The organism is Desulfitobacterium chlororespirans DSM 11544, assembly GCF_900143285.1.
GTDB classification, from domain to species: Bacteria; Bacillota; Desulfitobacteriia; order Desulfitobacteriales; family Desulfitobacteriaceae; genus Desulfitobacterium; species Desulfitobacterium chlororespirans.
Map to the genome: position 1 here is coordinate 16,870 of NZ_FRDN01000014.1, position 18,458 is coordinate 35,327.

Below are 18,458 nucleotides of genomic sequence, written 5' to 3' on the forward strand. Positions count from 1 at the left end.
ACTGATGCTTATTCACTGGTGCTATAAAATTTAACCCATGCTTATCGTTAAATAGTTTGGAGGTAATATTATGAAGGAATATAATTATTTCCGGGTCACAAGTAATGGCCCCATTGCCACCATGACCTTAAGCCGGTCGGAGAAGATGAATATCGAAATCCATGATCAGCAATCTCCTCAAAGTCCAGCGTGCTTACACCCGTTTTCAGGAGATGAATGCCGTTGTGGTCGCCGCCGTCAATGGGGCTTGTTATGGCTCGGGATTTGAAATGATCACAGCTTGTGACATTCGGCTGGCTTCAGCCGATGCCCGCTTTGCCATACCGGAAACCTGTTTCGGCCTGGCGCCGGACATGGGAGGGACCCAGCGCTTACCCCGCCTCGTCGGTCCGGGACAGGCGAAACGGCTGATTCTGGCTTGTGAGGAGATCGATGCCCAGGAAGCCTTGCAGATGGGATTTATTGAGCTTATTGAAAAAAACTACGAAGGGTTACAGGCCAGAGCGCTGAAATTAGCCCAGCAGATTGCCAATAATCCGCCCTGGGCAGTGCGTTTCGGCAAAAAAGCAATCAATGCGGCGGCAGATAGCAGCATTGCGGGAGGTCTGCTTCTGGAACAGATTCAATCAGCATTCTGCTGCGGAACCCAAGATCAAAATGAAGCTGTAGCAGCGTTTTTTGAAAAGCGCAAACCCGTCTTTCAAGACCGCTAAGAAAATCGGCAAAGAATCATCTAATTGACCAACAGCATTGCTTATGTCCGGGATATCCCTATAGGATATCCCCTTTTAGTTCATACAGGTTGGAAATCATTGCCCGGGAACCGTTGCGAACTATGGAAGTAGATGACCGATCCTTTCGAAAGAAAGTGCTTGCATTCCAACCTGGTTATCACTATAATATTTAAGTATTCTAACTGTTAGTTTTCTAACTGTCTGAATTCTTATTTTTATTTTGTTAAATTAAAGGTAGGTGGTCGTGTTGAACTATAATAAAACCAAGCAAATTCATAAACTGATGTTCACTTTTATGGGGTTGTTCCATGAGAAGTTTTTGCTTCAATTTCGCAACGAAGTGGATTGTCGTTCCGATTTGAAGAAAAATCATATCAAAATACTCAATATCCTTTATCATGAGAATCCGAAAACCTTGACCGAAATCGGTAAAAACCTGGATATTGAGAAAGGAAGCTTAACCGCTTTGGTTGATTTTTTGGAGGAAAAGGAGCTTATTATAAGGGCTATGGACCCGAAGGATCGCAGGAAGAGCCTCATTTACTTAAGCCCCAAGGGAAAAGAGAAAATGGAGCAGCGCATTGCAGCTTTTGCAGCAAAAATGGAGGCATCTTTGGCTACTTTTGACGCCGAGGATATCCAAGCTTTTGAAGATAATTTGCAGCAAGTTGTGGAATTTCTTAAAAAAGTGCCGGTTTGACCTGAATGACAGACAGTCCGAGCAATAATGATCGAGAGCAGATTATAGAGTGAGAAAGAAGTGTTTAAATGATTAGCCTTAAAAATGACAGCATCGGAAAATTATTGTGGGAATTTTCCTTACCGGCAATTATCGGGATGTTGGTTAATGCCCTTTATAATATTATCAGCCGTATCTTCGTTGGCCAGGGGGTTGGTTATCTGGCCATCGCCGCCGTTACTGTGGCCATGCCTGTGATGATTTTGCTGATGGCCGTCGCTATGCTGGTGGGTGTGGGAGCCACCGCCTTGATCTCCATTCGCATGGGCGAAAGAAAGATGGATGAAGTAGAGAAAATCGCGGGAAACGCCACGGCTCTGATCATTCTTTTGCCTTTGCTTTTATCCTTCGTTTACTTTCTCAATGCCGAGCCGCTTTTAGTATTGTTTGGCGCCAGCCCGGAGGTTTTGCCCTATGCCAAAGCATACAGCAATATCATTATGCTGGGAGCAGTGCCGGGGGCTTTTGCTTTTGGCATTAACAACTTTATTCGTGCCGAAGGCAATCCCCGGGTTGCTATGCTGACCCAGATTATCGGTGCGATCATCAACATTGTCTGCAACTATATTTACATCTTTATTTTTGATTGGGGGATTCAAGGCTCCGCCTGGGCGGCCGTGACCGGCCAAACCGTTTCGGCCCTATGGGTTCTCAGCCATTTCCTCCTTGGACACAGCAGAATTAAACTGAGAGCAAAATATTTGCGTCTGGACCCCTCCATTGTCTTAAAGACCCTAACCATCGGTTTTGCACCTTTTGCCATGCAGATAGCAAACAGTATTCAACAAACTCTCTTGAACAAAACGTTATGGGAATATGGGGGAGATATCGCTATTTCCGCAGTGGGAATTGTCATGAGTATATCCATGCTGCTGCTGATGCCGATTGTCGGAGTCAGCCAAGGGGCGCAACCCATTATCGGTTATAATTATGGAGCCAAGAATTATGAACGGGTCAAGGAGACCCTGAAAAAGGCCGTCCTGGTGAGCACAGCCATGGCCGTGGGCGGATTTATCCTGCTGCACCTTTTTGCCGTTCCGGTGGTGGGGCTGTTCAGTAAAAACGATCTGGCCCTTACCGAATTAACCGTTCATGCTGCCCTGATCTTCTTGACTCTGATGCCGATCGTCGGTTTCCAGATCGTGGGCTCCACCTACTTCCAGGCGGTGGGAAAGCCCATTCAATCCACTATTCTGAGTCTTTCCCGACAAGTGCTGCTGTTTATTCCCCTTTTACTCTTGCTCCCTCGGCATTTCGGTATTGAAGGGGTATGGGTCACGGCTCCCATCGCGGACGGCCTGGCTGTCCTGGTGACCGGAACCTTCCTGTTTTACGAACTTAGAAAATACAAAAAGCCGCTCCTGGCCATGGGTGACTGAGCACCTTATTCATAACTGGGAACAATTAACCGCTTCTTCGCTTGAAGAAGCGGTTTTTGCAAGGGGAAGGCAGTATAATCTGTATTGTAAGTAAAATGAAGTTCCATTATACTAGTACTCATGAGGACAGTTTGCTATCTACATAGGTAAAAAATTAATATGTTTTGAAGGGGATAATCTTATGGACAATGATAAGAATATTGCTGTATTAATCGATGCTGATAATGTTTCAGAAAAATATATCAAATCAATTTTGGATGAAGTATCCAATCATGGCATTCCGACGTATAAGAGAATTTACGGTGACTGGACAAAACCTCAATTATCCTCCTGGAAAAATGTTCTCCTTAATTACTCCATCACACCCATTCAACAATATGGTTACACTACAGGTAAGAATGCCACGGATGCAGCCTTGATTATTGATGCCATGGATATCCTTTATTCCAAGAATGTGGACGGATTCTGCATCGTATCCAGCGATAGTGATTTCACCCGGCTGGCCGCCCGCTTAAGAGAGGCGGGAATGTATGTCATCGGTATGGGTGAGAAAAAAACCCCCACACCCTTTATTGCTGCTTGTGAGAAGTTCAAATATTTGGAAGTGCTCGCCGGCGTCGCTACGAATACTTCTGATAATGGTATTCCCTTAAAAAGTGAGAAGCATGATCCCGCGAAAGATGGGATGGCTTCCCTGGATGATCTGATTCGCACCATTCGCATTATTGTTACAGAAAGCTCTGATGAAGACGGTTGGGCGTTTTTAGGTGAAGTGGGCAAGCGGCTGAACAAACGCTATCCTGATTTTGATACCAGAAACTACGGGCATACTAAGCTGACTCCGCTTATTTCCTCATTAAAGCAATTCGAAATCCAACCCCGCAAAACCAGCAATCCCAATATTATTCATTACTTTATAAAGAATAAACCCAAGGTTAAATAAGCTTTGCAAGGGGAATGATTTAAGCTATAATTAACTGTTGTTTATTTAGGCAATGATTCAATTTTCGTATAAGGAGAAGTGACTATGGAAAGACAAAAGCGGGTAGCAGCCATCCACGATATATCCTGTGTAGGCAGATGCTCATTAACCGTGGCCTTGCCCATTCTCTCGGCGGCCGGATTGGATACAGGGGTATTGCCTACAGCAGTCCTGTCCACCCATACGGGGGGATTTGAAGGGTTTACTTATCGGGATTTGACCGAAGATATCGAACCTATCTCCAAGCATTGGCAATCTCTTGATCTGAAGTTCGACGCCTTATACAGCGGCTTTTTAGGCTCCTTTGCCCAGATTGATTTAGTAGCCGATCTCTTTAAAACCTTTAGGGGCGAAGGGACCTTGGTTATGGTGGATCCGGTGATGGCGGATAACGGGGTTCTCTATTCGGTGTACTCTCCGGAGATGGCTAAAGGCATGGCCAAGCTTTGCGCCATGGCCGATATCATCGTCCCGAATTTAACGGAAGCAGCCTTTATGCTTGAGGAAGACTATGTGGGAGATGACTATTCCCAAGACTATGTCGAGAAGATCCTCAGAAAGCTTTCCGACATGGGAGCGAAAAAAGTCGTCTTGACAGGTATCTCCTTTGACCCGGCCAAGCTTGGTGCAGCCTGCTATGATCGGGAAACGGACCAGGTAAGCTATGCCTTTAATGAGCGGGTGGATGGCTATTTCCACGGCACAGGGGATGTCTTTGGCAGCACCTTGTTGTCCGGTCTGCTCAATAACTTTTCTCTGGCCGAAGCCACTCAGATTGCTGTGGATTATACCCTGAAATGCATTCAACTTACCGTGGCCGGGAATCAAGAGCGCCGCTATGGAGTCTGCTTCGAACGGGCACTTCCTTATCTGATCCAGAAGTTGGGTTTGCTAAAATAATCAAACCGAAAAATGCGGGGAACTGCCCCTGTGCCTTCCGGAAGGGACGATACCGCCCTTAGGGGATGGTATGGGGATTGTTCCCTGCACTGATTTAAAGCCCTCGCCAGTATTCGGGTCTTAAGACTTCCTCCCGGTTTTCCTCAATGACCTCTTTTAAAGTGGAGAGAAGGGTTGCTTTATCATAGGGAAGGTGAGCTTTGAGAGGGAGGTAGTTGGAGGCGTGGTTGCTGCGGAATAGGCAATCCTTTAAGTTTAAGCCTTGAACCATGAGTTCCAGCTCGATCAGGCTTTCCCATTTGTTGAGAGGAGTAAACTCCCCGGATTTGATCTTTTGGGTGAGGGGAGCATCCGGAGCCAGCATGAGGGTGAGGGCTCCCAGGTAGTGGGGATTGATAGCGCTGATGACTTTTCCGGTTTCTATAGCATGTTCTGGGGAATGTTCCTGGCCCCCCAGTCCTAAAATAATGGTGCAGGATAATTTGAGCCCGCTGGCCACAACCTTTTGACCGGCTTGGATCATTTCTGCGGGGGTTACTCCTTTCCGGATCAGGTTGAGGATCAATCCGCTGCCGCTTTCTACACCCAGATAGACGATGCTCAGCCCTCGCTCCTTGAGCAGCAGCAGCTCTGCGGGGCTTTTTTCCAGGATATCCTTAGGTCCTCCGTAAATACCTACCCGCTTCAAGCGGGGAAAACGCTGATAAAGTGTTTCCAGGACTTTACCTAAGACATCCGTGTCAATGGCCAGGGCGTCGCCATCGGCGAGGAAAATCCGTTCCGTATGAGGATAGGCCTTATATCCGGCATCGATTATGTCCATAATCTCCTCGATACTGCGGATGCGAAAGCTCTTTCCTTTGTACATACTGCAAAATGTACATTGATTATGGCGGCAGCCAAGGGTGACCTGCAGAATCAGGCTGGATGCCTCACTGGGAGGACGGAAAACAGCGCCTTCATAGATCATAAAGCACCTCCGGTAATTTCTTTAACTTCTTGCCAAAGCGTCATTGTTTATTAATTCAGTTGTCTTTAGGCTAAATCCTTTTCTAATTATTTTAAATTGCCAACTTGAGTTTGCTACTTGACTGAAAAAATAATAAAGAGTACAATTTGTCCATAATTTGAATCCAAGTTCAGTTTATGGATATTTTTTGTAAAAACGGAGTTAGTTATGGTTTACAATAAAACGGACCGAGTCCTTGAGAAACAAGAATTGCGCCGGAAAAGGATAATCAAAGCCGCCAAGGAAATCCTATCTGAAGAAGAAGAGATCGGCAAGGTTTCCATTAAGTCCATCGCCAGACGGGCCGGCATCGCCACGGGGACTTTTTATCTCTATTTTACGGACAAAGAATCTCTGGTGGATATGATTGTCAAAGAGATCTACGCTGAATTGCTGGCCAAAATCAAGCAGGAGCGGGCACAGTACACCGATACCTTTGCTAAGCTGCAGGCCTCTATGGAGGTGTGCATCCGCTTATTTCTGAAAGAGAAGTACCTGGCCAAAATCCTCCTGGAACAATTTCCTCAGATCCATACGGCTTTGAATACTAAATATGCCGATATTGAGGAGGATTTGATCCGCCTGACCAAGATTGATCTGGATGAGCTCATGGCGGCGGGCCTGATCCCCAGGCAGGATACCAATGTTACCGCTACAGCCTTTGTGGGAACCTTCCGTGAAGTTATTCTGGCCTGGATTGGCAAGGGTGAACCCAAGGATATTGATCTGGCCTATAAAACCCTCATCGATTACAACATGCGCGGGATTGGGAGATATAAAATTGATGAAGAAGGATAGCAATTATTTGACCATTGAATCCCTCAATGTGGTCTATTCCCAGAACGGTCAATTAACCCCCGCTTTAAAAGATGTCAGCCTAAATCTTCCTCAGGGGCAGATTGGGGCGATCATCGGTCCCTCCGGCTGCGGTAAAAGCACCCTTTTAAATGTGGTGGCAGGCCTGAATAAGAACTATCAGGGAAAGGTGCTTTTAAAAGGCGCTCCCCCCCAAGCTAGTAACGAAGTGGCCCTGATTCTGCAGGAATACGGACTTTTGCCCTGGAAAAGCGTATGGGATAATGTCCGGCTGGGCTTGCAGATTAAAGGAATAGCCGGTACCCAAGCGGCCCAACGCACCGAAGAGATTCTTAAGCAGTTGGGCTTATTGCACCTGCGCAAGCGTTTTCCCATTCAATTAAGCGGGGGACAAAGACAGAGAGTGGCCATTGCCCGTTCTATGGTGCTTCATCCGGAACTGCTCCTTATGGATGAGCCTTTTTCTTCTCTCGATGCCTTAACCAGGGAAGAGATGCAGGACCTGGTCCTCAAAGTCTGGCAGGAGACAGGACTTACCATCCTGATCATTACTCACAATATTGAGGAAGCCGTGTTTTTGGGGCAGAAGATTTTCGTCATGTCCCCTTGTCCGGGAATCATTACCCAGGAGATTCACAACCCTTTAGCCGGGGACTATGAAGCCCGGGGAAAAATGGAATTTCTTGAAGTGTGCAACGCTCTGCGCCTGAGCCTGCGGGGGAGGTGCGAGATATGCCCTTAAAATCCCTGACTTCCAAAGTGTTCACCACCCTGATCACCGTGCTTCTCATCGGTTTGGCCTGGCAGATTCTGTCCATGCTTCTTCAAACCACTGCCTTTCCTCCTCCCTGGGAAGCCCTCCAATCCTTTGGGGAATTGTTTTTCAATGAGCTTATGCCTCATTTGCAGGTGAGCCTTTACCGCGTGGGCGTCAGCTTGATAGTGGCTGCTCTTTTGGGGATTCCTCTGGGTTTATTTTTAGGCAAGAACAAACGGGCCGATGCTTGGTCCGCTCCTTTTCTCTACCTGACTTTTCCGGTCCCTAAGGTGGTTTTTCTGCCGATTTTTCTTATTTTACTGGGAATTGGTGATGTTTCGAAAATTGTTATGATCACCTTGATCGTCTTCTATCAGATTGTGGTGACCACACGGGATGCAGCCCGCAATGTGCAGCATGAATATGTCCTCTCCGTGGAGTCTTTGCGGGCCTCAACCCTGGAACTCTACCGGCATGTCTATTTTCCGGCCTGTCTGCCCTCGATTCTGACCTCCCTGAAACTAGGCTTAGGGACGGCTATGGCCATCCTTTTCCTGGTGGAGACCTATGCGACTCAGGAGGGAATTGGTTATTTTATCATGAATTCCTGGAGCAGTTTAGCCTATGACAAGATGTTTGCCGGAATCATCGCCATGGGATTAATGGGGTTCCTGATCTATCTGCTCCTTGATACCTGTGAAAAATTCTTCTGCTCCTGGGTTAATCCATAAAAATAAGGATAACCTAATGCTGCGCAAAAAAACTATTGACACCTCTTAAAAAAGAGAGTTTAATAGAATTCAAGAAATGAACTCGAATTCATATTTTTGAAATGAGCAGGAGGAATATCTAAATGAGGCGCAAATCCTTTTTCAGCCTTGTGTTGAGCCTTGTTCTTGTCTTAGCTTTGAGCACAGGCTGCGGACAAAAGAATACCGCCAACCCGGGCGACTCCCAAGCAGGGGATACCTTAACCATCGGGTCCATGACTATTGAAGAGAATCTGCCTGTCTTGGTTGCTCAGCAAAACGGCTATTTTGCTGAACAAAATCTGGAGGTTAAATTATTGACCTTCCAGAGTCCCGTCGAGCTGCAAAGCGCTTTTCAAACGGGACAACTGGACGGTATGATTACAGATATCATGATTGCCGCTTTGCTGAAAAGTTCGGGTGAAGATCTGCGGGTTGCTTCCATCGCTCTTGGGGCCACACCGGAGGAAGGGCGCTTTGCCATTATCGCCTCACCGGCCAGCACGGTGAAGACCGTTGCCGACTTAAAAGGGAAGCGCATCGGCATCTCCAACAATTCCATAATCGAATATGTCACCGACAAACTTCTTCTGGCGGGAGGAGTCAATCCAGGGGAAGTCAATAAGACCACAGTTGCCAAACTCCCGCTGCGGGTGGAAATGCTCCTGAGCAATCAGATCGATGCTATTGTAGTACCGGACCCCCAGATATCCTACGTGGTTTCACAGGGTGCCAAAATCATTGCTGAAGACTCCCAAGGAGAAAATCTTTCGCAATCGGTGACCATTGTCGGCAAGAAGACCCTCAATGAGAAGCAGGATGCTCTGCAGCGTTTTTATCAAGCCTACACGAAAGGGGTTCAGGCCATCAATGCCTCCCCGGATCAGTATAAAGAGCTTTTGGTTAAGAATGTGAATATACCCGAAAGCATCGCCGCTTCTTATCAGGTCCAGCATTACTCCGAGCCTCAGCTTCCTGAGGAAAAGGATGTCAATAAGGTGCTGGAGTGGCTTCAGGAAAAAGGACTGCTCAAAAACCCTGTGGATTATGAAAGTTTTGTTCAGTCAGGATTATATTAGGATTGATCCTCTTACCAAAAACAAAGCGTGCAGACGCTTTGTTTTTGACTGTCTATAGCAGTTAACGACCTGATGCAAAGGTCCCCAATGAATTGGGAAAGATAGTAGCATCATAGTATAATGTGTTCAGGGAGAGTGATGGTTACGGAGAAACTATTAAAAGGAATCGTCAATTTTCGTAATGGGGATTTCGAGACTCATCGACAACTTTTTGAGGAATTAAAAGATAATCAAAAACCCCATACCTTGTTTATTACTTGTTCCGATTCGCGTATTGATCCCAATATGATCACAGGAACCTTGCCCGGAGAACTGTTCATCGTCCGCAATGTAGCCAATATTGTGCCGCCTTGCCGCGAAACATCGGAATATGTGAGCACCACCTCGGCCATAGAATACGCTGTACAGATGCTGGGAGTGGAAAACATCATCGTCTGCGGACATTCCAACTGCGGAGGTTGTTCAGCCAGCCTGAATGCGCCTGAGAAGCTGAACCAGCTGCCCCATACGAAAAAATGGCTGGAGCTTATGGAATCGGTAAGACAGAGAGTCCTTAGCGAATTTGCGGAGGATGAACCAACGGCCCGCGAATGGATGATGGAGCAGATTAATGTGGTGGAGCAATTGCGCCATTTAATGACTTATCCTTATATTTACGAGAAGGTTATGGCCAGGGAGCTTATGCTCAGCGGCTGGCACTATATGATCGAAACCGGGGAAGTTTTTATTTACGATTACCGGGCGGGGGAGTTCCGCTTGGCTAATGGGAACAGAACCTAGTTCCTGTCCGTGATTGGTGCGAAAGGTTGTGATCTGGATGGTCATTGGGTTTGGCTTCGGAAGCCCGCTGCAAAGCCTGCTTATGCTGCTCCTGACCTCATTGCTGAGCTATGTGATTTTCAAGAATCTGCGCCGGCGCCGGCACACCAACCTGGATCCCTATGAGGAAAGGGAAAGACGCCGCCAGTATTACTATGAACAACGTCAGCGGGCCAGAGACTATGCCCGGGAATTTGATCTCAGTGATGAGGAAATTGAAAGACGTTTGGATGAAGAATTGGATGAGTATAGGCATCGATAATGGCGCTGTCGCAGTAAGACAGCCCGGAAAATAACCAAAAGGCGGCGACTGGCTGATGCCAGAAGCCGCCTTTTGCTGTAAACTATAACACGAAAATTTGCCTCGCTGGGCAATACGAGTTTTAAATGTTACAGAGTCTAGTTATTTATTAATAGAAGTACAGATATTATAAGCAGGGGAATCCCAATCATAGAGCTACCTACAGCAATTATCCTTCGGATTCCGCTCTTATCTTTTATAAAAGCCGCCAAAAGTTTATAAGCCAAAATTCCCATAACGCCACCTAAACAATTCAGCAATACATCATCTATGTCAGCCGCCCCAATGCCAAAAGAAAATTGAATAATCTCCACGAGTAAGCTTATAGCAAATACAGAAATAAAACTAACCACAGCATTTATATTTTTCTTGAATAATTGTAAATAAATGCCTAAAGGAATGAACAAAGCAATATTTCCGAATAGGTTGGTTAAGATCACAGAATTGGATACATCAGTAGGACCCACCAAATAACTTTTAATCGTATGAAAGGGCAATATATTATAACTTTTATAAATTACCCTGTTTTCGTCAAACAAATTTAAAGGTGAAACATTCTTAAAAACTATAACAGAAAAAAACAGAACTATATAAAAAGCTAAAACTAAATATAAAAAGACGGATTCGATTTTTTTGTATCGCAGCATTTCAACTTCCCCTTATTTCAAATGAATGGCCGTAGTAAATCTCTGTAGAATTCTCGCCGCATAATAACTATAACGTTTTATCGTATCCAAAATGATTGAATTTATTTTAATCATTTTGGGTTTGGTTAAACGTTATAAACTATAAGGGTATCATCCCTATGTTTAAATGGTATTTTCTAAAGAAACTTCATTTCTAAATCATTTAGATAGCATAGAACGTTCTATATTACGAGGGAAACTTCCGGAGGATTAACCTTGATAGATGAAGATGCCTTACTGCAAAAAATTAGAGATGGTGACGAAGCCAGTCTGGATAAACTTGTGGTCTTTTATTATCCGGATATTCTGCGCTATTGCTTATGGCATACACCGAACCGGCCGACAGCGGAGGACGCCACCCAGGATACTTTTTTGAAAGCTATCAGGCACCTGGACGCTTATGTTCATCGGGGCAAATTCAGAGCGTACCTTTACAAGATTGCCGCCAATGTGTGTATTGATTACAGCCGCAAAAAAATTCCTGAACAGTTGCCGGATAATTTGCCGGAATACGAACATCAGTTGGAGCGGATAGAATCAGATGCAAATTTGGTATGGTTACTACGCAGCTTACCTGACGAACAGCGGGAAGTTGTCCTCTTACGCTTTGCACATGAGCTGAAAGTCCGGGAAATCGCAGAAGTAATCGGTGTACCCATGCGCACGGTACAATCCCGCTTGCGCAGCGCACTCAAGCGGCTAGAAAAAGATTTCATTGGGAGGGAAGAAAGTTGAATAGAAAAGTTCGTTCAAAATTGCAGGCCGCGCTGAAAGACCAGCCTTCCTTGCAAATATCGGAGGAACATTTGAACCAAACTATGGAGCAGGCCCGTATGGCCTGCCAAAGCCGCAGACAGCGGGAAGGCATCCGGTATCCGGCTTTTCTGTTAAGGCAGGTGCGGTTTGTCGGCGCGACCGTTTGGCTGTTGCAGAGCTTTCTGCTGCTGTGTGCTTTCTGGTTGTTTGACCTTGCGGATATAGGAGCTGTTTCTAATTTTGCTCCGCGCCATATGCCAGTATTGCTCGGCTGTTTTGCGATCTTTATCGCTATGACCGGCATCCCTTTTATGGGACGTTCAGCGCGGTATAGAATGCTTGAAACAGAGATGGCAACCCGAATTTCTATTCCCAAACTATTGCTGACCCGAATTTTCATTATCGGTATTGGCAATGTGATATTGCTTACAGTTTCCTTTCTTCTTGCCAATGCAAGAGCGGAACTTGGCACAGGAAGCATCGCCCTGTACCTATTGCTTCCCTATTTGATAGCCTGTTGCGGTTGCTTGTTTATTCAATCTTACGCGCATAGCGGACAGCAAGGCTCTGTCTGCACAGCCTTTTGCTTCTCCTTAACCGCGCTGCTGTTTTTGTTATATAAAACTACCCCGGTGGTTTATGAACAGGCATCCGCCCCCGTTTGGGGAGCGTTATGCTCGGTATGCGCTGTGATGCTCATAATAGGGATTCACCGTCTGCTGGATAAGGCGGCATCCTTCGACCTGTCCCTGAAAGGGCTATAAAAACAAGAAAAGGAGTATATACATGGAGCTTACGACACAAGGGCTTACCAAACGGTATAAGGATAAAACCGCCGTAAACAATATAAACCTGACCCTTACCCCCGGAGTATGGGGGCTTCTCGGTGCCAACGGCGCGGGTAAAACAACCTTGATGCGGATGGTGGCCGGAATTTTAACGCCTACCTCCGGCAAAGTCCAGTACGACGGCATCGAAATAAAAACGTTGGGCGAAGCCTACCGGGATGTCTTTGGCTATCTGCCACAGACCTTTGGCTTTTACCCGGAATTTACGGTAGCGGACTATCTGCACTATATGGCTGCGCTGAAAGGGCTGCCCCAAAAGGAAACCAATCAAAAAATAGACGAGCTGCTGCACAGACTAACCCTTGCGGATGTTCGGAACAAACACATACGCAAACTGTCGGGCGGAATGCAACGCAGAGTGGGGATTGCCCAGGCGCTTTTGAACGACCCGGATATTTTGATTCTGGACGAACCGACAAGCGGCCTTGACCCCGGCGAGCGTATACGCTTCCGCAATATTTTATCGGAGTTTGCCCAACAGCGTATTGTCTTGATTTCTACTCATATCGTGTCTGATGTTGAGTATATCGCCAACCGCAACGCCATTATGAAGGATGGACACATTATTGCGGCCGGCACCACAGACGAGCTTGTGAAAACGATGGACGGCAAGGTATGGCAAAGCACGCTACCAGCGGAACAGCTTCATCATTACGAGCGTACCGTCCGGGTTGTGACCGTCCGCAATGAAGAAAGCGGGTATGTATCGGTACGGTATGTTTCGGAAAGTCCGGGTTTGCCGGACTCACAGACCGCCGCCCCGCGCCTTGAGGATTTATATCTCTGGCTGTTCCGTGGTGAGGAAGCCGTAAAGGAGGATGCGGTATGAACCGCATGATGGCTCTGGAACTCAAACGCGTAGCAAAAACCCGCTCTACATGGATACTGGCGGCGGGGGCGCTGCTGCTGTCGGTTGTAATGGCCCTTTTGGTTATCTCATTTGCCCGCCATTGGAACCTTGATGAAAACGGCAGGGAAGTAAGGCTGACCGGCAGGGATGCGATACAGGCCAATCAGGAAATGCTGAAACCGATTGAGGGAGAGCTTACGCCGGAAAAAATACGAACCGCCTTTGCAACCTATCATCAAGTATACGAAACCTATGGAGCAAAGATAGAGGATATACCGGAGGATGTATACTATCAAAAAATAGCGCCAATCAATGCAATATTGAACGGAGTCCGTGAGGTGTATGTGGATAAATCCACCGGCATCCCTGTACCGCTGTATGAGATTTCGCCGGAAGAAGCGGCTAATTTTTATGAGCAACGGACGGAACGTCTTTCCGACTACTTATCACAGGAATATAAAGATTCTCCCGATGCTGCCCGTCAGGCTCTTGCCATCAACGAGAAGGTAAAAGCGCCATTCTATTATATATATGGCGTTGGGGACAGCGATACGTCGGAGTATCTTACTATGTGCATTTTCCTGCTGGTTATGCTATGCACCGTTATTGCCGCGCCTATCTTTTCTGCTGATTATCAAAGCGGCGCGGATGACATTTTGCGTTGCACAAAGCATGGCAGGAGGCGTTTGGCGGTTGTAAAGCTATCGTCCGCCATTTTGCTTACCACCACGATTTTTGCGGTTTGCGTAACTGCGTTTATCTTGATTTCATACGCTGCATTCGGTTGGGAAAGTTTAAAAACAACGCTGCAACTGGCCTTTTCTGCAATTTCCTTTGTTCCGCTTACCGTAGGAGAAGCCAATATGCTGGTTGTTTTTTCCGGCCTGCTTTCTTTCCTGGCGACGGTCTGCTTTACGCTCTTTCTTTCCAGCCTATTCAAAAACCCTATTACAGTCTTAGGTCTGGCCATCGGCGGCTGCTTGTTGCCCACAATTCTGTCTTTTGCCGGAAGCGGCGCCGCTTTTGAAAATTGGCTCAGGTTATGCCTGCCTTCAGGGGGAGTGGGACTTAGAAACAGCTTTTTCTTTGAGTTGACTGACTTTAATTTTTTGTCGCTTGGCTCCTTCGGTATATGGACCCCCTATATTATACCCGTAGCCTCAGGAATAGAAAGTGTGCTCTTCTTTTCCCTTACCATACGCTCTTATTCCCGGCATGAAGGGTGTTAATATACGTATTCCATGATAGATTAGCGGCATAAAGAAAAGCGCCTTTCTCCACTGTTATGGTGCGAAAAGGGCGCTTCTTTTATAGCAAGGAAACGGGCCGGCCAGATATCTCTTATAAATTCTGGAAGAACAAACGGGCAATATCCGCACCGCCGATAAAGGCTCCCGTGGCGCTGCCGATATTGGCAAAGACGATGGTGAGCAGGATCCTGGTCACTTGATTATTCCAAAAGCCTTTAAGGCTGAGAATATCCTCGGAAAGATTCTCAAAATCCCTGACATTAGGGCGTTTGAAATAGGCTTGCACCAAGCCGGCAAACCAGCCGGCCGCGATTAAAGGATGCAGGGCGGCGATGGGGGCCGCCAGAAAGGCCGTTAAGATAGCCAGAGGATGACCAAAGGCCAGTGCGGTGCCCAGGGCCGAGAGAGTGCCCGTCCAGAGAATCCAGCTCAAGGTCTGCTGAACTCCGGCGTCAGGGTTGGCGTAAAAAGTATAAGCAATGAGGGCAATAATCAGGGCCGGTATGGACCAACCAAGGATTTTAGGGACAATCGATTTGGGCGGAAGCTCAGTTAAAGCCTGCAAATCATGCTCTTTATGGATCTCTTCAGTGATGCCCGGCACATGGGCCGCACCTAATACAGCGACGATTTTTCCCCCGGGAGCTTCCTTGATCTTTTGGGACAAATATTGATCCCGCTCATCGATCAAAGGGGTTTTAAGCTTGGGAAAGCTCTCGGTGAAATCCTTGAGGATGCCATTGAGCATATCCTGGGATTTTAATTTTTCCAGTTCCTCTTCGGAGATGGCTTCATCATCAAAGATACTGAGGATAATTTCCATCAACAATTTGCATTTGCCCCAGAAGCCTACATTATGCCATATGCGGGAGAAGGTGATTTGAATATTGCGATCGGCAAGAACCAATTCGGCTCCTACTTCCTGGGCGGATTCAATTCCCTGCAGCATTTCCTGTCCGGCATTGGTGCCAAATTCCTTGGCTAAACGCTTCTGAAAGGAGGATAAAGCCAGATTCATCAAAAGCAGGGTGGCTTTCTTTTCCTTAATGATTTTAAAGATATCGGTTTCCTTCCATTTTTCCCCTTCAGCAATGGATTTATAGCGTTGCTCGTCCAGCTCAATACAGACGGAATCAGGTCTTTCCGCTTCAATGACTTCTTTGACCAAATCGGCGCTTTGCTTGGACACATGGGCAGTACCGATTAAGATGACTTCCTTGCCAGCCAAAGTCAATCGAGTAATGTTTTCGTTCTCTATCGTCATAAATTACCTTCCTTTTGCATTGACATTCGGTTATTGACTCTCATTGTACAACTCCTATTGTATCCGTTATCAAGCAGATTGTAAAAGAAAAGTGTGGGAATTATAAGCTTGGATAGGGGAAAGCTAGCAGTGAATTTACACATTGGCAGAGAATGGGGTTACCGAAAAGGAGGAGAAGGGTGAATAAGGCTGGTAAATTTACTGTGGCGATTGCTGTAATTTTTGAAACACTTCTCCTCGTCCATGGCCTAATGGCCTTATGGCAAAAACAATGGCCGGATCTGGGGCTTTCTGCTTTGTCCATAGCCACACTGCTGATACCCTGGTTGCTTCACTATCTCGCCAACCGGGTACATTTAAAGCTCCCCCCAGGATTTGTTATGGCTGGAGTTGTTTTTATTTTTCTCGCTCAGTATCTGGGGGAGATCAAGAAGTTTTATCAAACCTTCTGGTGGTGGGATATCCTTCTTCATGGCCTGTTTGGTGTTCTCGCCGTACTCTTCGCTTTGTATATGCTGCAATCCAACCTAAAAAAACAGGGTCAGCTGTCGAATGCAAGGTTTACTTTATTCTTAGCCCTGCTTTCACTATGCTTTGCCATGGCTTGCAGTGCCGCCTGGGAGCTGTTCGAATATATGGGAGATATCGTCTTGCCGGTAAAAATGGTCAAAGGGGGCCTGGAGGATACCATGTCCGATCTGTTCAGCGGCTCATTGACAGCTTTGCTCACGGCAGCCGTTTATTATTTCCTATGGCGGTTTATCCATAGGGATAAAACCAGGATCTGAAGGGTGTTCTTTTTAGGATGTTTTAGGGAGTATGAAAAAAATACCTAAAATGTATGAGTGAAATCACAGATCGAATCCGGACAAAACCTTATGATGGTCTTGGAGGAGGGTGATGTTATGAAAACCATTGATTTATCGAAAACTGTTTACGAGATATGCTCCGCAGACCCGGAAGCGGTGACGATTATGAAAGAATTAGGCTTTAAGGAAATCACCAATCCAGGCATGCTTAATACGGCCGGACGTTTTATGACCATACCTAAGGGAGCGGCCATGAAAAAGATCAGCTTGACACATATAAAAGAAGCTTTTGCCCAAAAAGGCTATGAAATTATTGAATAGGAGTGAGCGTATGAGTGAATTAATCAATAATCGGGAACACCGCCAAAAGGTCTTAAAAGAACTTATTATGGAATTGCACAACGGTCAGCCGGTGGAAGAAGTAAAAGAACGCTTTGGCAAGCTGATTGAAGGCCTTGCCGCCACCGAAGTCTCCCAGATGGAGCAAGCTCTCATTGAGGGAGGAATGCCTGTGGAGGAAATCCAGCGTCTCTGCGATGTCCATGCAGCTGTGCTGGGCACTTCTGTCCAGCAGATCCATACCGCGGATCAGGGAGAGGAGCAAAACGGACACCCGGTCCATACCTTCCAACTGGAAAATCAGGCTTTGGAGGCTTTGCTGAAAAATGTCATTACCCCCGAATTAGAACGCTATGAAGCCAGTGGCGACAGCGAGGCTTTGACAACATTGATCACAGCTTTCCAAAGCTTATGGGAAATCGACAAGCACTACAGCCGCAAGGAGAATCTGCTTTTTCCCATCATGGAGCAACACGGCATCACCGCGCCCCCTAAAGTCATGTGGGGAGTGGATGATGAGATCCGCGCCGTCATCAAAGAGACCCGTAAACTTTTAAGCAGTGAACCGCCCCGTCAAGAGGAGATTCTCGCCAAAGCTAAAGAAGCCGTAACCCGGGTTCCTGAGATGATCTTTAAAGAGGAAAATATTCTTTTCCCCATGGTATTGGATACCTTCTCCGAGGATGAATGGGTTTCCATCGCCGACGCCAGCAGTGAGATTGGCTATTGCCTGATTGACGAGCCGCAGAAAATATGGAAACCCCAAAGCGCTCAAGGTCAGGGGAATGATGATAAACAAAATGATCAGAACACTCAGAATGGCTATGTGGAGTTTGACGCCGGAAGATTGCTTCCGGAGGAGATCAACGCGATAATGAACACTCTGCCTCTGGATATAACCTTTGTTGGCCGTGACGGCACGGTAAAATACTTCACCCAAGGCAAAGAGAGAATTTTCGCCCGTGCTAAAACCGTTCTGGGACGCAGGGTAGAAAACTGCCATCCCCCTGCCAGCGTCCATGTGGTGGAAAAAGTGGTGGAAGAGCTTCAGTCCGGCAAAAAGGATCATGAAGACTTCTGGATCAAAATGGGAGACAAATATGTCCTGATTCGCTACTATGCCGTGCGCAATGCCGAGGGCGAATACCTGGGGATCATGGAAATCTCCCAGGATATCAAAGAGATTCAGGAGATTACCGGAGAGAAGCGGTTATTGTCTGAGTAAGCATATCTGAATAAGCATTGAGATTGGCTGCCCTTTATGGACTATTGACATGGAAGGGCAGCTTTTTTCTGTCATCCCGCTTACCAGGTTTCGTCGTAGAAAGTTCTCAATGCTGATGATATAATAATCTTTATAAAGAAGAGGAGTTTGAGGAGGAATTGAGGATG

21 protein-coding genes are annotated in these 18,458 nt (G+C 46.6%); 18 read left to right on the plus strand and 3 right to left on the minus strand.

What is annotated here, in order from left to right; genetic code table 11:
* Positions 1–161: 161 nt before the first annotated feature.
* The 5 genes from BUA14_RS20470 (at position 162) to BUA14_RS20490 (ending at position 4,734) form a co-directional block, all read left to right on the plus strand.
* On the plus strand, positions 162–713 hold the full coding sequence (locus tag BUA14_RS20470) for an enoyl-CoA hydratase/isomerase family protein (RefSeq protein WP_242954704.1): 552 nt from the start codon (positions 162–164) through the stop codon (positions 711–713).
* A 259-nt stretch (positions 714–972) separates the two neighbouring features.
* Complete coding sequence (locus BUA14_RS20475; protein ID WP_084078754.1) at positions 973–1,434, plus strand: MarR family transcriptional regulator; 462 nt, start codon at positions 973–975, stop codon at positions 1,432–1,434.
* Between the two features lie 68 nt (positions 1,435–1,502).
* Complete coding sequence (locus BUA14_RS20480) at positions 1,503–2,852, plus strand: MATE family efflux transporter (protein WP_072774299.1); 1,350 nt, start codon at positions 1,503–1,505, stop codon at positions 2,850–2,852.
* 181 nt (positions 2,853–3,033) lie between these two features.
* Positions 3,034–3,795, plus strand: coding sequence for an NYN domain-containing protein (locus BUA14_RS20485; RefSeq protein ID WP_072774300.1), 762 nt, complete (start codon positions 3,034–3,036; stop codon positions 3,793–3,795).
* A gap of 84 nt (positions 3,796–3,879) precedes the next feature.
* On the plus strand, positions 3,880–4,734 hold the full coding sequence (locus BUA14_RS20490) for a pyridoxamine kinase (protein ID WP_072774301.1): 855 nt from the start codon (positions 3,880–3,882) through the stop codon (positions 4,732–4,734).
* Between the two features lie 94 nt (positions 4,735–4,828).
* On the opposite strand, the gene BUA14_RS20495 is transcribed toward BUA14_RS20490, so the two are convergent.
* Positions 4,829–5,704: a radical SAM protein gene (locus BUA14_RS20495; RefSeq protein WP_072774302.1), complete on the minus strand. Its 876-nt coding sequence runs from the start codon at positions 5,702–5,704 to the stop codon at positions 4,829–4,831.
* A gap of 207 nt (positions 5,705–5,911) precedes the next feature.
* Between BUA14_RS20495 and BUA14_RS20500 the strand changes: the two genes are divergently transcribed.
* The 6 genes from BUA14_RS20500 (at position 5,912) to BUA14_RS20525 (ending at position 10,225) form a co-directional block, all read left to right on the plus strand.
* A complete protein-coding gene (locus BUA14_RS20500; RefSeq protein WP_072774303.1) occupies positions 5,912–6,541 on the plus strand; it encodes a TetR/AcrR family transcriptional regulator in 630 nt (209 codons plus the stop codon).
* A complete protein-coding gene (locus tag BUA14_RS20505) occupies positions 6,528–7,301 on the plus strand; it encodes an ABC transporter ATP-binding protein (RefSeq protein ID WP_072774304.1) in 774 nt (257 codons plus the stop codon). Before BUA14_RS20500 ends, BUA14_RS20505 begins: the two co-directional genes overlap by 14 nt.
* Complete coding sequence (locus tag BUA14_RS20510) at positions 7,292–8,047, plus strand: ABC transporter permease (protein WP_072774305.1); 756 nt, start codon at positions 7,292–7,294, stop codon at positions 8,045–8,047. The genes BUA14_RS20505 and BUA14_RS20510 overlap by 10 nt, the downstream gene beginning before the upstream one ends.
* A 122-nt stretch (positions 8,048–8,169) precedes the next feature.
* On the plus strand, positions 8,170–9,144 hold the full coding sequence (locus tag BUA14_RS20515; RefSeq protein WP_072774306.1) for an ABC transporter substrate-binding protein: 975 nt from the start codon (positions 8,170–8,172) through the stop codon (positions 9,142–9,144).
* Between the two features lie 138 nt (positions 9,145–9,282).
* Positions 9,283–9,924 (plus strand): carbonic anhydrase, encoded by a 642-nt coding sequence (locus BUA14_RS20520; protein WP_072774307.1) that lies wholly within the window; start codon positions 9,283–9,285, stop codon positions 9,922–9,924.
* 37 nt (positions 9,925–9,961) lie between these two features.
* Positions 9,962–10,225 (plus strand): hypothetical protein, encoded by a 264-nt coding sequence (locus BUA14_RS20525; RefSeq protein WP_178371762.1) that lies wholly within the window; start codon positions 9,962–9,964, stop codon positions 10,223–10,225.
* A gap of 137 nt (positions 10,226–10,362) precedes the next feature.
* On the opposite strand, the gene BUA14_RS20530 is transcribed toward BUA14_RS20525, so the two are convergent.
* Positions 10,363–10,911, minus strand: coding sequence for a VanZ family protein (locus BUA14_RS20530; RefSeq protein ID WP_072774309.1), 549 nt, complete (start codon positions 10,909–10,911; stop codon positions 10,363–10,365).
* A gap of 255 nt (positions 10,912–11,166) precedes the next feature.
* Here BUA14_RS20530 and BUA14_RS20535 point away from each other — a divergent pair, with 255 nt between their 5' ends.
* From BUA14_RS20535 to BUA14_RS20550, 4 genes are read left to right on the plus strand one after another with little or no spacing between them, the layout of a single operon-like run.
* Positions 11,167–11,685: an RNA polymerase sigma factor gene (locus BUA14_RS20535; RefSeq protein WP_072774310.1), complete on the plus strand. Its 519-nt coding sequence runs from the start codon at positions 11,167–11,169 to the stop codon at positions 11,683–11,685.
* Complete coding sequence (locus tag BUA14_RS20540; RefSeq protein WP_072774311.1) at positions 11,682–12,470, plus strand: hypothetical protein; 789 nt, start codon at positions 11,682–11,684, stop codon at positions 12,468–12,470. Before BUA14_RS20535 ends, BUA14_RS20540 begins: the two co-directional genes overlap by 4 nt.
* A 22-nt stretch (positions 12,471–12,492) precedes the next feature.
* Positions 12,493–13,383 carry an ABC transporter ATP-binding protein gene (locus BUA14_RS20545; RefSeq protein ID WP_072774312.1) on the plus strand — a complete coding sequence of 297 codons (891 nt, stop codon included), beginning with the start codon at positions 12,493–12,495 and terminating at the stop codon, positions 13,381–13,383.
* Positions 13,380–14,633, plus strand: a complete 1,254-nt coding sequence (locus BUA14_RS20550; protein WP_072774313.1) for an ABC transporter permease — start codon at positions 13,380–13,382, stop codon at positions 14,631–14,633. Before BUA14_RS20545 ends, BUA14_RS20550 begins: the two co-directional genes overlap by 4 nt.
* 112 nt (positions 14,634–14,745) lie before the next feature.
* Here BUA14_RS20550 and BUA14_RS20555 read toward each other — a convergent pair whose 3' ends face one another.
* Positions 14,746–15,918, minus strand: a complete 1,173-nt coding sequence (locus BUA14_RS20555; protein ID WP_072774314.1) for a TraB/GumN family protein — start codon at positions 15,916–15,918, stop codon at positions 14,746–14,748.
* A gap of 179 nt (positions 15,919–16,097) precedes the next feature.
* Here BUA14_RS20555 and BUA14_RS20560 point away from each other — a divergent pair, with 179 nt between their 5' ends.
* The 3 genes from BUA14_RS20560 (at position 16,098) to BUA14_RS20570 (ending at position 18,291) form a co-directional block, all read left to right on the plus strand.
* A complete protein-coding gene (locus BUA14_RS20560; RefSeq protein WP_242954706.1) occupies positions 16,098–16,706 on the plus strand; it encodes a DUF2238 domain-containing protein in 609 nt (202 codons plus the stop codon).
* A 117-nt stretch (positions 16,707–16,823) separates the two neighbouring features.
* Complete coding sequence (locus BUA14_RS20565) at positions 16,824–17,048, plus strand: DUF1858 domain-containing protein (protein ID WP_072774316.1); 225 nt, start codon at positions 16,824–16,826, stop codon at positions 17,046–17,048.
* 10 nt (positions 17,049–17,058) lie between these two features.
* Positions 17,059–18,291, plus strand: coding sequence for a DUF438 domain-containing protein (locus BUA14_RS20570; protein ID WP_072774317.1), 1,233 nt, complete (start codon positions 17,059–17,061; stop codon positions 18,289–18,291).
* Positions 18,292–18,458 lie beyond the last annotated feature (167 nt).